The sequence below is a fragment of the Sphingomonas sp. SphC10 genome, from assembly GCF_057004845.1.
Genome location: NZ_CM168044.1, coordinates 144,133 through 160,535 on the forward strand (window position 1 = coordinate 144,133; position 16,403 = coordinate 160,535).

Sequence of the window (16,403 nt, forward strand, 5' to 3'; positions counted from 1 at the left end):
CGCAACCGCCCCAGGCGTCCGGTGGGATGAACCCGATCCGCCGGACGCCAAGGTCGAACCCCTAGGCGGCGTGTTTGCTGGATCCCGGCTCGCCTACGTCTTCCTCCGGCTTCATCAGACCGGGGCGGCCCAGCAGATAACCCTGCGCTTCGTTGCATCCCTCCGCGCGAAGGAATTCGAGCTGCGAACTGGTTTCCACACCCTCGGCGAGAATGGGAATCGCCAGGCTTTCCCCCAGCGCCAGCACCGCCCGGATGATCGCGGCCGATTGCGGTGCGATATCCAGTTCGGTCATGAACGAGCGGTCGAGCTTGATCTTGTCGAAGGGGAAGGAGCGCAGCGTCGATAGCGACGAATAGCCGGTGCCGAAATCGTCCATCGCGATCGACACCCCCAATGCCTTCAACTGGCGCAATACATGCGTCGTGCGCTCGGGGTCCGTGATCATCGCGGACTCGGTGATTTCCAGTTCCAGTCGGGTGGGTGCCAGGCCGGTCTCGATCAGTATCTGATGGACGAGCCGGGGCAGGTCGACGTGACCGAGCTGGACGGGGGACAGGTTCACCGCGATCTTCCAGGGAAGGGGCCAGGCCGCCGCTTCCTGGCAGGCACGTCGCAGGACCCATTCGCCGATCGGCAGGATCAGACCCGTCTGTTCGGCAATGGTGATGAACTCGAACGGCGAAACATTCGTGCCGTCGGGTTTCGTCCAGCGCAGCAGTGCCTCGTAACCGGTGATCTCGCCCGTCTCGACCGATGCCTGCACCTGCCAATGGATGGCGAACTGGTCATGGTCCAGCGCATCACGCAGTTCGGTGGCGATACGACGACGGGCGCGGACCGTCTGGTCCATTTCCTCCTCGTAAAAGCAAAAGTCCGTCGCGATGCTCGATTTCGCCCGGTACATGGCGAGATCGGCATTGTTGATCAGCGCCGAAATCTCTTCGGCGTCCTGCGGCCACAGCGCGACACCCACGCTCATGCCGCAGCTCAGCGTCGAGCGGTCATATTCGACGGGCATGGTGATCGCGGTCCGCAGGCGATCGATCAGGTCGATCGCATCCTCGTGACTGTCGATGCCGATCAACGCGACGAATTCGTCGCCGCCCAGGCGGGCGAGGAACTCGCCGGGCCGCGCCAGTGCCTTCATCCGCATGCCGATCGTCGCCAGTAGATGATCGCCCGCGGCATGGCCATGCGTGTCGTTGACTTCCTTGAATCGATCGAGATCGATCGACAGCAAGGCCAGCGGACGCCCCGGTCCGTCTGGGGCCGCCTGGCGATGCGACCATTCCAGAAAGGATGCGCGATTGGGCAAGCCGGTCAGCCCGTCATTGCGCGCCAGATGCGCGATGCGCCGCTCCTGCGCCAATCGCTGACGCACGTCGCGAAGGGCGTAGATCATGAAGGATTTCGTCTCGCTCGTATCGACGCGAAGGGCGATCTCGACGGGGATGGGGGAGCCGTCGGCGGCTTGCAGGGTCCGCTGTGCCAGGGAACCGGGCTCGACCGAGCCGATGTCCGAAACCCAGCGGTGCAGCGATTGGCCCAGGACATCGTCGTTGGTGCCCAGAAGCTCGGTGAAGGCACCGTTCGCGGCGACGATCACGCCGCCGCTTTCCACGATCATGGCATCGACGCTGCCCTCCATCACCTGGGCCAGGCGACGCTGCCAGGCGATATGGGCCGACGTATCGAGGACAGAGGTGGCAAAACCCGTGCCAAGCACCAAAAGCCCGACCGCCGCGACCGCAAATGCCATGACCATCGTCGCGCTCTGGCTGTCCACCTGGCCCGGCTCCGGGGCGACGGGGATGACCGTCAGGGCCGCCATGCCCGTGAAATGGAGCAGGACGATGCTCGTCACCATGAGGGCGGTGGCAGGCCAGGGATTGCCCCGCTTACCGCGCGACAAGGCGCGGCGGAACGCCATCGCCCCGAAGACAACGGAGAACAGGATCGACGCGGTCACATAGGCGGGCGACCATTCCACCAGCCCCCTGGCCGCGAAAGCCATCATGCCGGTATAGTGCATCGCGGTGACCGCCAGGCCGAACAGCATGCCTCCCGCCGCCGGGGCAAATGGCTGGCGACGGGCCGCGACGGCCAGTGCGATCGAACTGCCGAAGATGGCGATAACCAGCGAAAGGGCCGTGAGCAGCGGGTCATAGGCGACCGCCACACCCGGCTGGTATGCCATCATCGCGATGAAATGCGTGCACCAGATGGTCGCGCCGGTCGATACGCCGCCCATGAACACCCAGGCCAGAAGGGTGCCGGGAGCGGCGGAGCGCAGCCGCTGGAGCAGTCTGATCGTGATCGCGGACCCCGTCAGGCAGAATATCGCGGCGAGCAATATCAGACGCAGATCATGGTCATAGGCGAGGCAGGTTAGAAAGCGCATCGGTCCTCCAGACCGGCGGCGATAGAAACATAACTTAAATCAGTGCCTAAAATGGACAGTTAAGGGAAATGGTTAATTTCCCCCGATGGGCGGCGACCGGTACATTCCGAACCGACGGCAAGGGCGATTTCCGGTGGAATGTCATGATGAACGGGAGGGGCATGTCGAGCCCTCCCGTGCCCCTGATCGTTAACTTGAAATATGAAGCAAGACCACATCGACTGGGCGACCGCGCGCGACGACTCTGTCAGGTTCCGCTCCAAAGCCCATCCGGTGTCGGACCTTACGCCTCCCGGATGTCGGGAAAGCTGTAGAGGGAGGGTTCGTCCTCTGCCGTTCCCGTTGCAAACACCGCCATGTCGTCGGGCTGTATCTCCAATTTCGCCCAGCGGTCCCAACCGATATGGATGAAGTCCGGCTGGCCGAAGACCCGCACCGCGCGGGCATATTCGTCGCCGCGAAAGCCCACGAAGTGCAGGGCCATGCCGGTGGCTCAGGCGCCTTCGCGCCGCGCGCCGGTGATCATGCGCCGGGCGATCTCGCGAACCGCCGCGTCGTCCTTGTCCGGCCCGTCCGAAGGATCGCCCAGGTGATCGAGGCTGGCCTCAAGAAAATCGAGCAGGCCGGGATGCCGGGCCTCGACATATTCCATCGTCTTGAACAGCAGGTGCTCGGTCGCGATCTCGCGTCGGCGGGTCTGGGCGGCTGAATCCATTATCCTGTCCTTCTTCGGCGTTTCGGAGCGGGGTGAACGCACGACCTTCGCGATCGGGCAAACGCATCGATATCGGCCATGACTGCGCCGCCGTCCGGCTCCAACGGATCGCACGCATTCAGAAGATGGGACGGGGGCGACGAGAGGGTCAGAAGAGAATGGCGCCGCCCGTGACGAGACGCAGATGGGGCGCGGCCGCGTTGAGGCCCGTTGCCGCCAAGATGTCGAACTGAAGCACTTTGGTCGGCCGCCACGCCGCCGACAGGGCGGCCAGGGCCATCGTCTCATGCTGATCGGGTTCGTCGTCGCGCTCCAGCGACATTTCGGCCGTAGCCGTAACCGCGTCGGTGAATTTGTAGCGCAGGCCGGTGATCTCGTTATAGGCCAGATGGCGCCCATGGCCGGATTGGTTCGCCGCCGCATCGGCTTCCCCCGTCACGGCGATCGCCAGCTTTTCCGTCAGCTCATATTGGACCGGGATGATGATCCCCGTCGACCAGCTTCCCGCACCGATCGGATAGCGCCCCGTCGGCGCGGTGACGAAGGCCTGTACGCCCGCCGAGAAAGGTTTTCCCTTTTGCCCGGCCAAATGCTGGCGGATGGCGAAGGTCACATCGCCGGTGCCCGTCGCGGTGTCGACCAGCGCCGTGGCCTTGTCGCGCGTCCGGTCCCGGCCATAGCCGACCCAGTCGAGTTGAAGCTCGGTGTTCTTGCCGATACCCACGCGGGTCAGGATGTCGGCGGTGACGATACGGTCTTCGCGCAGATCGGGCTGGTCGTCCCGCTGCCAGTCCAGCGTAGATATCTCGAAATGCACCCGCCCCGGCTCGGTCGTGCAACTCGATCCGCCGAGGTTCGGGCGGGTGGGGCAGAAACGGGGTTCGTCTTCGGCCAGGGCAGGAACCCCGATCGACATCATCGCGGCACCCAGCAGCCAACCCCAAGCCTTCACCATCGCCGCCCCCTGTAACTATCTGATCCATAAGCCTTGCATCGGTTTGTCGGCGCGATGCAACGATAAAGCCGTCGCCGGTTTCAAGAGAAACGCGTCGGGCGTGACCGGGGAAAAACCGCCGATCGAACGAAGCCCATTGAGCCGAACATCCGCGCCTTGCGTATTAGCTGCCGGATACCCGACGGTTCGCTGTCGGCCTTTGATCGCGTCCGCCGCTGCGAGAACCCATGGCGGGGGGATGGCGATCATCGTCAACCAGGATCGCACCGGCGGCGAAAGGAAGTGAAGGACCCCGATGATCTCCAAGGCCCGTATCGCATGGCTGCTCCGTCGTATCGCCCGGAAAATATGGTTTCGAGCGGCCCTTATCAGCCTCGCCAGCGTGGTGGTCGCCGCGTTCGCAGGCATTGTCGCACGAGCGCTGCCCTATCATTTCACCGGCGATATCGGTCAAAACGCCGTCGGTACGGTCCTGCAGATCATCGCCTCGTCGATGCTGGCCGTGACCACCTTTTCCCTGACGGCGATGGTCAGCGCCTATTCGTCCGCGACGCAGCTGGCGACGCCGCGCGCGACGCAATTGCTGATCTCGGATCGCATGTCGCAAAATGCGCTGTCGACATTCCTGGGCGCCTTCATCTTTTCCGTCGTCGGCATCATTGGCCTGCAAACGCGGCTTTATGGCGGGCAGGGGCGTGTGCTGCTCCTGATCTCCACGGTCCTGCTCGTGGCGCTGGTGGTCGTAACCCTCTTGCGCTGGATCGCCCATCTCGCCGCCTTCGGGCGGATGTCGGACGTGATCGACCGGGTCGAGGATGCGGCGCGATCCGCGATCGTGACGTTTGCGAAAGACCCCCATCAAGGCGGGCGACCGCCTGTCCCGATCCCCGCGAATGCGCGATCAGTGACCTCGCCGAGCATCGGCTATGTGACGCATGTCGATATCGGACACCTCGCCGCCCTGGCGCGGGATCGTGACATCATCGTGCATGTGGAAGCGATTCCCGGCACGCTGGTACACAAGGGGCGCCCGCTGCTCCGAGCGGTCGGGGGGCACGCCGAACTCGATGACGAATTGTCACGCGCCTTCGTGATCGAGCGGCATCGCGATTTCGATCATGATCCTCGACTGGGGCAGATTGCATTGGGCGAGATCGCCGGACGGGCGCTGGCACCCGCCACCAATGATCCGGGTACCGCCATCGAGGTGTTGAATGCGCTACTCAGAACCCTGAGCGAACTTCCGGCGCAGGCGTCGCCATCGGACGAAGAGTTACCGCCGGTCCATGTGCCGCGTCCCTCCGTGGACGAACTGATCCGGGCCGGTTTCGCGCCGATCATACGCGAGGGCGCCGGGGAAGAGGAGGTAGCCATTCGCGCCTTCAAGGTGCTCCACGCCTTGGGGGAAACCCTGCCTCACGCCCTCCCGACCACGCAGGCGCTTGGGAACGAACTGAAGCAGAATGTCGAGCGCGTGATGTGCGACCAAGCCGCGCTGGCCAGAACGCTGGCCGTCTATCAGGACGATATGCGGGGGCGGTAGTTTCCGGTCGTCCGCCACGGGCGGCTGGCCGATCCGGCAATAGTATTCGTGATTAGTACAATTGCGATGAATGTCGAACCTGTCCTATCGCGTCGAGCAGCGGAATAATTTTGAAAAACGCCGGATAATGCATGACGTCGCGGATGGTTCCTTGAAAACAACTATCCGTCAAAAATCTTAGTTGTTTGAATTTTCGACATATTTGAAGACTGTATACCGGTTTTTAAGGGGCGCTTCCTATCAGGCCGCCTGTCGTGACTGCGGAAATGCCATATATGATCGCCCTGGCGTCATCGGTGTTAAAGATCCGGAGTTGCGACCTTTAGTCGGCTCATCGCCAAATGCCCGCGTATGGCAAGAGGCGAATATCATCGGAACATGATCTTATGCGCTTTTTTGATAACCTTACAATGGTAAGAAAGCTTGCCCTATGTTTGGGAATTATTCTGGCGCTAAGCTTGACGACGAATTTCGTCATATACACCAAAAAGAATCAGGTCCGCGAAACGACGAATATCAACGAGCATACGTACAAGGTCATCATGGCCTCCAACAAGCTCGTCGAGGCGATGATCAATCAGGAAACGGGGCTTCGCGGCTATCTATTGACGGCCAACCGGGATTTTCTGGCGCCCTATGACCAGGGCGCGTTGGATTTCGACCGCGCCATGAAGGAAGCCCGTCAATTGACCGGCGACAATCCGGGGCAGCAGCTTCGCCTGACCGATGTCGGTGCGCTGGCCAAGCGCTGGCGTGACGAGGTGGCGCGGCCCAATATCGCATTGATGGCCGTGCCCGCGACACAGGCGGAAGCGCGCGTCAGCGCGGCGAAGGGACTGGGCAAGGCGCTGATGGACCGGCTGCGTGCACAGGCGGGGGCCGTGATCGCCACGGAAAACCGTTTGCTGGCCGAAAGGCAGGCGTCGGCGGAGGCGGCCTTCGTCATGATTTCCCGCGCCATCTTCGGGGGAATGCTGATCAGCCTGTTGCTGGCCGTCGCCATCCTCATCCTGCTGGTCCGGCAGATCGCCCGGCCGGTGAACGCCGTCACCGACGGCCTGACGGCATTGGCGAGCGGGAACATGGCCGTGACGTCGATCGATGCCGATGCCGACCGACGCGACGAGGTCGGGCAACTGGCGGCCGCGCTCGGCAATCTGCGCGGGCGCTTGCTCGCGGCGGACGAGGCCAAGAACGCGCAAGCCTGCCTCATCGTCGACAGCGTGGGGGCGGCCCTGTCCAGATTGGCGGACGGCGATCTCCTGTCCCGGCTGGATAGCGATCTCGACGGCCCCTTCGCCGCGATCAAGCGCGACTTCAATCGGGCGGCGGACGCGCTTCAAGCCGCCATGGCCCAGGTTTCCGCCTCGACCGGGGGCATCATCGACGGCACCTCGGACATCCGGCAGGCCTCGGACGACCTGTCGCAACGGACCGAGCAACAGGCGGCCAGCCTGGAAGAAACCGCCGCCGCGATGGCCGAGATCACGACCACCGTGCGCAAGACGGCCGAGCAGGCGGGGCTGGCTCGCCAGATGGTCGGCCAGGCCAAGGACGAGGTCCAGCATTCCGGCCGGATCATGGAGGATGCGGTGGCGGCGATGAACGGGATCGAGCGCGCCTCGACCGAAATCTCCGACATCATCTCGGTCATCGACGGCATCGCGTTCCAGACCAATTTGCTGGCGCTCAACGCCGGGGTCGAGGCGGCGCGGGCGGGCGACGCCGGAAAGGGCTTTGCCGTCGTCGCCTCGGAGGTTCGTGCGCTGGCGCAAAGGTCGGCCGATGCGGCCAAGGACGTGAAAGCGCGCATCTCTGTGTCCGCCGAACAGGTCGATGCGGGTGTCGGGCTGGTCAACGAAACGGGTCAGGCGCTGGCGCGTATCGTGACGCGCATCACGGAGATCAACCATCTGGTCAACGACATCGCCGTCTCTGCGGAAAATCAGAGCAGCGGGCTTCAACAGGTCAACATCGCGGTCGGCCAGATGGACATGGTGACGCAGCAAAATGCCGCCATGGTCGAACAGGCGACGGCAGCGGTCCGCAGCCTGGCGGGGGAGGCCGACGAACTCTCCCGGCAAATGGCGCGCTTCTCGATCGCCCATCACGGTGGACGAACCGCGACGAATATCGCCAGCCTGGACGACCACCGTTATCGGCGCGCCGCCATCGGATAGGACGTTCCTCCGGCGGGCAAGAGACGGACGGCCAGCGGATTCCTGCACTTGAGCGCGCCTCGACCGGACGGCGATCTCCACCCGGCCCGCCCGTTCCCCGCAGCGACGGCGATCCCATCGCTGCGGGGGGCTGGCAACGGCACTGCCCGAAATGCAGGATTGATTTCTGAAGCGCTCGATCGCTGAACATGCCGAATGTCGTCGCGCCTAGAAATTGCGAGGGCATGGAGCGAGAGCCCGTTCCTGCAATCCGAGCGGCAGCTTTTGTCCAAACTCGACGTTGGTCGCCGTAGGCATGACCGCACAACCCTGGTCGGCACCGGCCGTCCCGATTGTGAACGGCCCGCAAGACGGCCAAGCCATTCTCCGTTAGAATCAAATATCGGGAACTGGAAAGGGTTTTCAGAATCCAATGCTGCTGAGGACGAAGCCTTCAGCTTAACTATAGCGGCGTGAAAAGAGCGGCACGGGCCATCACAGGCCCGCAGCGGCTATGCGCCGCGAGAACCGCTTGAGAGGCTGCTCATGAACATCGTTCGGTCTTTGCTCCACGCCGCGGCGATGGTGACGGCAGCGTCGCATTCAACCCGAGCCTCTGCATCCGTCGGCTCGGACGCGTTGACTGCGGACAGGGTTCCGGTGACGCCGGGGTAAACCGCCGTCGCGGTAGAGCACTGACGCAGCCTCGCGGCAGATGCACGACAAGCACGCAAGCGATTGCATTAAAGGTAGCCTATTGATAACGGATATCAGTATCAAATAGTACCCCGTAGGGGGGTAACCTCAGGGAGCACCTCATGATCCGCTGGCTCGCCGGCGTGGCATCGCCATGTCTGCTTGTTTCCTCGCCCGTGCTGGCCAGCGCGGTCGAACCCGAACAGGACCGAAGGGACATCGTCGTCACCGGTGAACGATCGGCCTACACCGATGACGAAACCGATGCGGCAACGCGCACCGCCACGCCGGTCAGGGACATACCGCAATCGATCCAGATCGTGACGCGCAGCGTGATCGAAGATCAGAACAGCATCCGCCTCACCGACGTATTGAGCAACGTCTCCAGCGTGCAGCCGACCACCACGGCGGGCAACCGCGGTGAGATCTTCCAGGTGCGGGGCTTTGCGACGCCGCGATACGCGATCGACGGCGTGCTGCTCAACCGCGTGTCCGATCGGTCGGAAGTCTTTCTCGATCTCGCCAATGTGCAGTCGGTCGAGGTCCTGAAAGGCCCCGCCTCGGTCATGTACGGCCAAGGCGATCCCGGCGGCGTCATCAACATCTCGACCCGACGACCGACCGATCGCCCTACCGCCGAAATGGAGATCCAGGGCGGCAGCTTCGACTTCGCACGGGTATCGGCGACGGCGAGTGGGCCGGTTACCGACACGCTGGCGGTGCGGCTCACCGGCGCGGCGCAGACGCTGGAAGGATTTCGCGGCGCCGAAACGGTGGACTCGACCCGCCAGTTCATCGCGGCCTCCGCTCGTTGGTCGCCAGCCACGGCGACCGTCATCAACCTCGACCTCGACCATGCCAGCCAGCGCGGGCCGTTCGAGCGTGGCCTGGTCGTGGGTGCGGACAATCGCATCACGTTGCCGAGAGACCGGTTCTTGGCCGAACCCTGGTCGCGCACGGCGGCGCACCGCTCGCGCGCGTCGCTCGACATCGCGCATGACGCGGCCGAGTGGCTGACGCTGCGGCTCAATGCGCGTTACGTCGAGGCGACCGTCGACGACGATTACGCGATCGACAATCGCGCGCTCACCAGCAACGGACGCACGCTGACCCGGCGCGCGACGGTACGTACCGAGCAACTGGATACCGCCGATATCCGCGGCGAGGCACTGGCGCGCTTCGCCACCGCCGGCATCGGCCACACGGTGCTGGCCGGGGTCAACTATAGCCGCGCTACGCTCGACTTCGTCAATGACCGGGCGAATATCGCTGCGATCGACATCCTCGCGCCTCTCTATACGGCCACGCCGCCCCGCGTATCGCCCAATGCCAGCTTCTTGCGCCGCTCCGATCTCTACGGTGCCTATGTGCAGGATCAGGTGACCGTGACGAACTGGCTCAAGCTGCTCGGCAGCGTCCGCCACGACGAGGTTCGCGATCGCCAAACCGACCGGCGCACATCGGCGCGCGCCGATCGCGACAGCGGCGCGACGACGTTCCGCACCGGCATCGTGCTTCAGCCTGTCGCCGCAGTGTCGCTGTTCGGCGGGTTCGGGCAGAGCTTCCAGCCGCAGACCGGTCAGCGGGTGGACGGCAGCTACCTCGATCCCGAACGGGGTCGGCAATGGGAGGCCGGGGTCAAGTTCGATCCCGCCGGTGACCGGCTGACCGCCACCGTCAGTGTCTTCGACATCCGCAAGCGCAATGTCGCGACCGCCGACCCCGGCAATCCCGGCTTTTCCATCCAGACCGGTGAGCAGCATGTCCGGGGGGCCGAACTCGACATCGCAGGCCATTTAACGCGGCGGTGGCAGGTGATCGCCAACGCCAGCCACCTCGACGCGACGATCAGCAAGGATGAGACCTTCGCGGTGGGCAATCGACTCACCAACGTTCCACGCTGGTCGGCGCGGCTATGGAGCAGCTACGTCCTTGGCGGAGCCGTCGAAGGATTGACGATGGCGGGTGGCGTGACGCGCGTCGGACGGCGCAGCGGTGATCTCGACAACAGCTTCTTCGTCGACGGCTACACGACGTTCGACGCGACGGTCAGCTATACGATCCCGCGCACCGGGCTGGAACTGTCGGTCACCGGCCGCAACCTGACCGACCGTTACTTCATCGAGTCAGCGGTGCAACGCCTCGAAAACTATCCCGGCGCGCCGCGAACAGTGATCGGCTCCGTGCGTGCTCGCTTCTGACGCCCCGCGCACGAGCGTGTCCAGGCGGTCGGATATCGGACTGGACGCAGCCTTCCGAAAAATCTCTACGGTGTCGGCCGCTCGGCTTCGTCATCGTCGTTCTCGCACCGTCAAGTGGTGACCGTGCCATGCATGGCGGCGGGTATATTGGAGGCCTGATGACATCCGCTGACGCGTATCCGGCATCGCCGATATAGTTGCGCCACTCATCGGGGGAGAAGCTATCGAGGAGCGATCCGTCGCGGCGCCATGTTGTCTCATGGGATCGTTCTGCGGCGTTTCGCATCGGCCGCTCCAGCTTGGCGAAGGCCTGTCCGACCGGGCTCAGGTCGGGCGAATATGGCGGCAGGAGGCAGTGCTCGACATAGTTGCTGAAGCCCTGGGCGTTGATCCGTTGGTCGAGCACGCAGGGCGGGTCGATCCGGTCGCAACGCAACTCGCCGACGCCCAGCCCGCCATATACCTTGTTGTAGCGATAGAAGGTCTGCTCCGATACGCCCATAGGGCGGATGACCTCCGCCACCGGCGTGCCCGTCTCCGCCTGCTTCAGCGCAAACGCAATCTGCTCTTCCTGTACCTCGACTTCTTCATGTCCCAGCTCCTTGCCCGCAGGCTTCAAAGGGCCGGAAAACTCTCATTCAGCGTGGATGAAAAAACAGGGAGGACGTCACGTCATTGGGTAAATGCTGTCGACTCGCAATAGCATCGGCTGTATGGGCATCGTTATGATGGGGCAGGAGATCGATCAGGCTGCGGCAATTATGGTTGAGCGGACTGCGAAGAACGATCGGGGCGTCTCATGCCGGTTTCAGCCCACCCTTCGGAGGCGCGCATCGCCATACGCCGAAGCATATGAATTTTTGTCTTTGGAGCTTGATGCGCTGATTGCAGATCGTGACATCAGCGCGGTTCGCGCCGCACCGATGATTCATATGCGGCGCAGATGATGGAGCGGACCGGGCGTATTTTGGCGCTGTTCACCGGTCAGCGTCGTCGACTGATCGCTGAGGCGGTGCGGCTGACCGGCGATACGGCATTGGCGGAAGATATCGTGCAGGAGGCTTGGATTCGCCTGTCGCAGGGCGCCGCAGGAACGAGCATCGACGCCCCGGTCGGCTATGTCAGCCGGGTTGTACGTAACCTGGCGTTGGACGAATATCGACAGAGGCGGCGGCGCGAGCAAGTGACAACGCCGGCCCACGACGACGACCCCGATATGCCGGACGGCGAGGCCGTGGGTGTCGAGCGGGTGCTGATAGCGCGGCAGGAATTGGCGCTGGTGACGGCCGCATTGGCACAGATGCCATCCCGCATGCGTCGCGCGGTCGAGCTTCATCGGGTATCCGGCGCTCCGCTGCGGGAGATTGCCGCCGAGTTGGGCGTGTCGGTCACCACCGCCCATGGGTTGGTGACACAAGGTGTGGAGCGGTGCCGCAAATGCCTGGAGCCGAAGCGGCATTGACCGACGAACCGAAAAAGGGGCCGCGCCGTTCGTCATGTCTCCATGAGCGCCGAGGTGGGGACGGGATGATCGCGGACGAGCATTGTCGGCGCGAGGCGTTGGACTGGATGATCCTGTTGCAGGATCGTCCCGACGATGCCGACGTGCGCGCACGCTTCTGGCAGTGGCGGCAGGCGGCGGCGTGCGACGCGGCCTGGCGCGATCTGGATCATGTCGCCGATGTGCTTCGTCAGGCATATGAGGCCGGCCCCGCATCATCCCCCGATGCGCCGAGCCGGTGGAGAAGGACACTAATGGTCGCGATGGCGGCCTTCGTCGCGGTGATCTTCGCGGGGCAGGTCATGCTGCCGATCGTGCAGGCCGATCTCTCGACGGGGACCGGCGAGGTACGGAGCATCCGTCTGGCCGATGGCAGTCACATGACGCTGGCCCCCGACAGTGCGATCGTGCTCGATGGCGCCCGGCAGGTCAGGGTGTTGCGCGGCACCGGCTTTTTCCAAGTCCGGCACGATGCCGCCCATCCGTTCCAAGTTCAGGTGGGCGATGCGGTGGTGACCGACCTGGGCACCGCCTTCGAGGTTCGACGCGATGACGGTGGCGCGCGCATTGCGGTGCGGGAAGGACGAGTGCGGGCGTCTTGCGAGCATGGTTCGATCGACCCGGTCGACATGCAACCGGGCGACGTAGCGGATCTGGACTGCACGACCGACCGTGTCTGGAAATCGTCCGCTCCACCATCGGCAATAGCGAGTTGGACCCAAGGCCAACTCGTCGTGGCGAAGCGCCCCTTGGGCGAGGTGGTGGCGGCGCTGCGTCCGTGGCATCGCGGGTTGCTCCTGGCGCGGGGGAGCGGCATGGCGCGCCGTGTCACGGGCGTTTACGACCTCCGTCGGCCCAACCGGGCTTTGGCAGCCATCCGCCGGGCGCATGGCGCGACGGTAAGACAGATCACGCCCTGGATCACCATCGTCACCGCCGATTGAGCGGCCTTTCCCCCATTCGAGAAAAAAGCCGAAAAATCCTGTGGAACGTTCGTCTACTTATTGAATGAGAATGATGCGCAATAGCGATTATCATGTTCTTACCAATGGGGGACGACGTGACGAACGGGTATCCGAAATTTCCGGAGCACAAAAATCGGTGCAAACGCATGGGGTTGGCGATATCGCTGGCGGCTTCGTCACTGGCGGCGCTGATGGCGCCGCTAGCGGCACAGGCCCAGCAGGCAAGTGTCAGCGTCAGCATCGCGGCGCAGCCGCTGGGCGACGCGCTGGTGCAATTCGCGCAGCAGGCCCATCTCCAACTGGGCGTCGACGCGACGCTGTTGGCGGGAAAGCGCTCACCCGGGGTGACGGGGCGGATGGACCGGGCGCGGGCGCTCGACCGGTTGCTAGCGGGGAGCGGCCTCGACTGGCGCATTGCGGACGGCGTACTGACGGTACAGCAGGCGCCCGTGCACGCGGCAGGCGGAGCACGGCAGGAACCGCTTGTCACCGACGCCTTGCAGGTGGAAGGCGATGCCGCCCCGCGCAACGTGGCCGAAACACGCGCCCAGCGCGGCCATGACACGGTCTTCGACGCCGATTATTCCAGCGGGTACAAGGACCGTGCGGAGATCGAACGCTACAAGGGCGTCACGACGTCGGATCTGTTGACCGGCATGGTCAACGTCCTGAGCGGCGATGCGCGCAACAGCGGCGCGCTTGATCCCAGCATTCGCGGCATTCAGGGACCGGGGCGCGTGCCCGTGGTGATCGACGGCACCGAACAGGCGCTGACCGTCTGGCGCGGATATAATGGCGCCAGCAACCGGGCCTATGTCGACCCCAATCTGATCTCGGGCCTCCAGGTGCTGCGCGGGCCGACCGACAAGGGCAATATCCGCAGTTCGACCGGCGGCACGGTCGTCATCAACACGCTGGACGCCGACGACGTGCTGCAGCCCGGGCGCATCTTCGGCCTCGACCTGAAGCTGGAGGGTGGCAACAACTCGACCGATCCGCGCCTGCCGACGCTGCTGACGGGGCGCGACTATCGCACCGTGCCCGGCTTTCCCCGGACGTCGCCCAGCTTCGCGCTGAACGATCCCTATCTGCGGGTCGTGCCGCGGACCGGATCGGATAATCATTTCCTGTCGTTCGGCGACCGCGCCGTGCGCGTGGCCGGCGCGGTGCGGATCGAGGGGCTCGACCTCTTCGCGGCCTATGCCTTTCGCGAGCGGGGCAATTATTTCTCCGGCACGACCGGGGCGGACTATTACGAGCAGTCGAGCCTGCCGTCCCGGAACCTCAACCGTATCCGCCGGATGGCGCTGGGCTTCGTGCCCGGCAATGAAGTGCCCAACACCTCCAGCGATCTGGAGTCGGTGCTGCTGAAAGCCACCTGGCACATCGCCGACGACCAGTATCTGCTGGTCAGTCTGCGCGACAGCGTCACTCGCTATGGCGAGATCATGCCGTCGCGCATCCCGATCGACACGGGCAATGTCCAATGGCCGCTCAGCAAGGTCCATGCCCGCGCCTATAATGCCGAATATAAGTGGCAGCCGGACAGCCGCTGGATCGACTTGAAGGCCAATCTCTGGGCCACCGACACAAGGAGCGATACCTATAATTCCGGTGGGATGCCCAATTTCGCGACTTTCGCCGATCCGATCATCATCGACAATGCTCGCGCCAATGCGATGAACGATCGCTATGGCTTCAACGCCAGCAACACCCTGCGTCTCGGCACGAAGCTCGACCTGACGCTGAGCGGCAACTGGCAGCATGAAAAGCTGGCGTCGCAGGACATCTACGACCCCGCGAGGTTCCAGGGCTGGCGGCAATTCCCGCGCGCCGGGCGGCGTGAGGAGTTCCTGGTCCGGCTGGACGGCGAGTGGCGGCCCGCCAGCTTCCTGAAGCTGAACGCCGGCCTGAGCTATGCCGGATATTGGGCGGTGGATGATTTCACCCGCAGCCAGATCGCCAAGGGCAATACGAACCTGAAGACGACCCTTTACAAGGGCTATACGTCCTCATTCCAGGTCAGGGGCATTGGGGAGGCGTTCTTTAGGCGATTCTACACGCAGAGCTTGTTCGCAGGCTTGCCCACTGCGGACGTCGAGGAATTTATCGCAATGGATTTGCCGGACTATCTGGCAAATCCTTACTCGATCTCGTTCGATCAAGCTGGCCCGGTCTGGGTCCCTGATGCCCAGGGGCGTTACCGGCGGGCGGACAATCCCTGCGTGAACGGGACGATAAATACGATTCCGGGCAATACCGGCACCTGCGTCCTGCAGAGTATCACGGATACCGTACCCGTGACCGCGCCGCGTCGTTCCGCCCATCACTGGGCCCCGAGCCTGTCGGCCACCGTCTATGCCGACGAACATACTCGCGCCTATGCCCGCTATATCGAGACGTGGCGCTTCCCAAGCATGTTCGAAAGCACGCTGGGTTTTTCGGCGTCGTTCAACCCAGCGGCGCCATTGCGGCCCGAACACGCCAAGCTCTACGAGGTCGGGCTGGTCCGCGATTTGCGCAGTCTGTTGCGGCTGAACCGGGAGGACGAGCGTGCCGACGTCAAGCTGACCTTAAATCGCAGCCACATCACCGATGTGGTCGAGCGGTCCACCCAACTGCAATTCAGCAATATCCAGGAACAGACGATCGCCGGGATCGAGGCGGAGGCGCGGATCGATACCGGCGGATTCTATACCCAGCTCGGTGCGGCCTTCATGACGACAAACCGGGTCTGTGACGAAAGCGCCGCTGCGCTGGCCGACCGCAAGAACGGCAGCATTCCCGAATGCGTCAAATATGGCTTCCCGGACGGCTTCCTGCTGACCCAGGCGACGCCCGAAGAGACGGTCAACTGGACGATCGGCGGGCGCTTCTTCGACAAGCGGCTCGAGATCGGCGGACGGCTGACCTATTACAGCCGCTACGACAATCCGCTGTTCCAGAAGATCGCCGACCTCCCGCGCGAGCAGCAGCTCGACGTCTATTCGCTCAACGTGCCGTTCAGTTGGGGCGAGATCATCACGGCCGACGCCTATGTCCGATACCGGCTGAACGACCGCTTTTCGGCCGAGCTGGTCGGGACCAACCTCAACGATCGTTATTATGCGGACCCGCTGACCCGTTCGATGATGCCCGCCCCGGGGCGCACCGTCCGGCTGAGCCTGACAGGCCGCTTCTGACGATCCCGCTATTCGACCCCGCCGCGCATGTCCTTCCTGAAAACCGGACAGTCACGGCGGGGCCGGATCGATGCGCCCGAAG

The 16,403-nt window shown here is 63.8% G+C and carries 11 protein-coding genes and 2 pseudogenes; 7 read left to right on the forward strand and 6 right to left on the reverse strand.

What is annotated here, in order from left to right:
• Positions 1-61: 61 nt before the first annotated feature.
• From ACWKSV_RS00580 to ACWKSV_RS00595, 4 genes are all read right to left on the reverse strand, one after another.
• Positions 62-2,404 (reverse strand): EAL domain-containing protein, encoded by a 2,343-nt coding sequence (locus tag ACWKSV_RS00580; RefSeq protein WP_191864763.1) that lies wholly within the window; start codon positions 2,402-2,404, stop codon positions 62-64.
• A 283-nt stretch (positions 2,405-2,687) separates the two neighbouring features.
• Positions 2,688-2,888, reverse strand: a complete 201-nt coding sequence (locus tag ACWKSV_RS00585) for a hypothetical protein (protein ID WP_076715447.1) — start codon at positions 2,886-2,888, stop codon at positions 2,688-2,690.
• Between the two features lie 9 nt (positions 2,889-2,897).
• Positions 2,898-3,119 (reverse strand): hypothetical protein, encoded by a 222-nt coding sequence (locus ACWKSV_RS00590; RefSeq protein WP_056439254.1) that lies wholly within the window; start codon positions 3,117-3,119, stop codon positions 2,898-2,900.
• 148 nt (positions 3,120-3,267) lie between these two features.
• Positions 3,268-4,074, reverse strand: a complete 807-nt coding sequence (locus ACWKSV_RS00595) for a transporter (RefSeq protein WP_076715449.1) — start codon at positions 4,072-4,074, stop codon at positions 3,268-3,270.
• Between the two features lie 295 nt (positions 4,075-4,369).
• On the opposite strand from ACWKSV_RS00595, the gene ACWKSV_RS00600 reads away from it, so the two are divergent.
• From ACWKSV_RS00600 to ACWKSV_RS00610, 3 genes are all read left to right on the forward strand, one after another.
• On the forward strand, positions 4,370-5,617 hold the full coding sequence (locus ACWKSV_RS00600; RefSeq protein WP_083706581.1) for a DUF2254 domain-containing protein: 1,248 nt from the start codon (positions 4,370-4,372) through the stop codon (positions 5,615-5,617).
• 458 nt (positions 5,618-6,075) lie between these two features.
• Positions 6,076-7,797 carry a methyl-accepting chemotaxis protein gene (locus ACWKSV_RS00605; RefSeq protein WP_076715450.1) on the forward strand — a complete coding sequence of 574 codons (1,722 nt, stop codon included), beginning with the start codon at positions 6,076-6,078 and terminating at the stop codon, positions 7,795-7,797.
• A 797-nt stretch (positions 7,798-8,594) separates the two neighbouring features.
• Positions 8,595-10,673: a TonB-dependent siderophore receptor gene (locus tag ACWKSV_RS00610; protein ID WP_083706583.1), complete on the forward strand. Its 2,079-nt coding sequence runs from the start codon at positions 8,595-8,597 to the stop codon at positions 10,671-10,673.
• Between the two features lie 169 nt (positions 10,674-10,842).
• Here ACWKSV_RS00610 and ACWKSV_RS00615 read toward each other — a convergent pair.
• Positions 10,843-11,109: pseudogene (locus tag ACWKSV_RS00615) on the reverse strand (IS630 family transposase); the annotation flags it as partial.
• Positions 11,104-11,264, reverse strand: a pseudogene (locus ACWKSV_RS00620) (transposase); the annotation flags it as partial. The pseudogenes ACWKSV_RS00620 and ACWKSV_RS00615, both read right to left, overlap by 6 nt.
• 92 nt (positions 11,265-11,356) lie before the next feature.
• On the opposite strand from ACWKSV_RS00620, the gene ACWKSV_RS00625 reads away from it, so the two are divergent.
• The 4 genes from ACWKSV_RS00625 to ACWKSV_RS00640 all read left to right on the forward strand — a co-directional run bounded on the left by ACWKSV_RS00625 (position 11,357) and on the right by ACWKSV_RS00640 (position 16,321).
• On the forward strand, positions 11,357-11,620 hold the full coding sequence (locus ACWKSV_RS00625; RefSeq protein ID WP_156884214.1) for a hypothetical protein: 264 nt from the start codon (positions 11,357-11,359) through the stop codon (positions 11,618-11,620).
• Positions 11,621-11,640: 20 nt separating this feature from the next.
• On the forward strand, positions 11,641-12,135 hold the full coding sequence (locus ACWKSV_RS00630) for a sigma-70 family RNA polymerase sigma factor (RefSeq protein ID WP_483666827.1): 495 nt from the start codon (positions 11,641-11,643) through the stop codon (positions 12,133-12,135).
• A 65-nt stretch (positions 12,136-12,200) separates the two neighbouring features.
• Positions 12,201-13,118 (forward strand): FecR family protein, encoded by a 918-nt coding sequence (locus ACWKSV_RS00635; protein ID WP_237243553.1) that lies wholly within the window; start codon positions 12,201-12,203, stop codon positions 13,116-13,118.
• Positions 13,119-13,285: 167 nt separating this feature from the next.
• Positions 13,286-16,321, forward strand: coding sequence for a TonB-dependent receptor (locus ACWKSV_RS00640; RefSeq protein WP_076718008.1), 3,036 nt, complete (start codon positions 13,286-13,288; stop codon positions 16,319-16,321).
• Positions 16,322-16,403 lie beyond the last annotated feature (82 nt).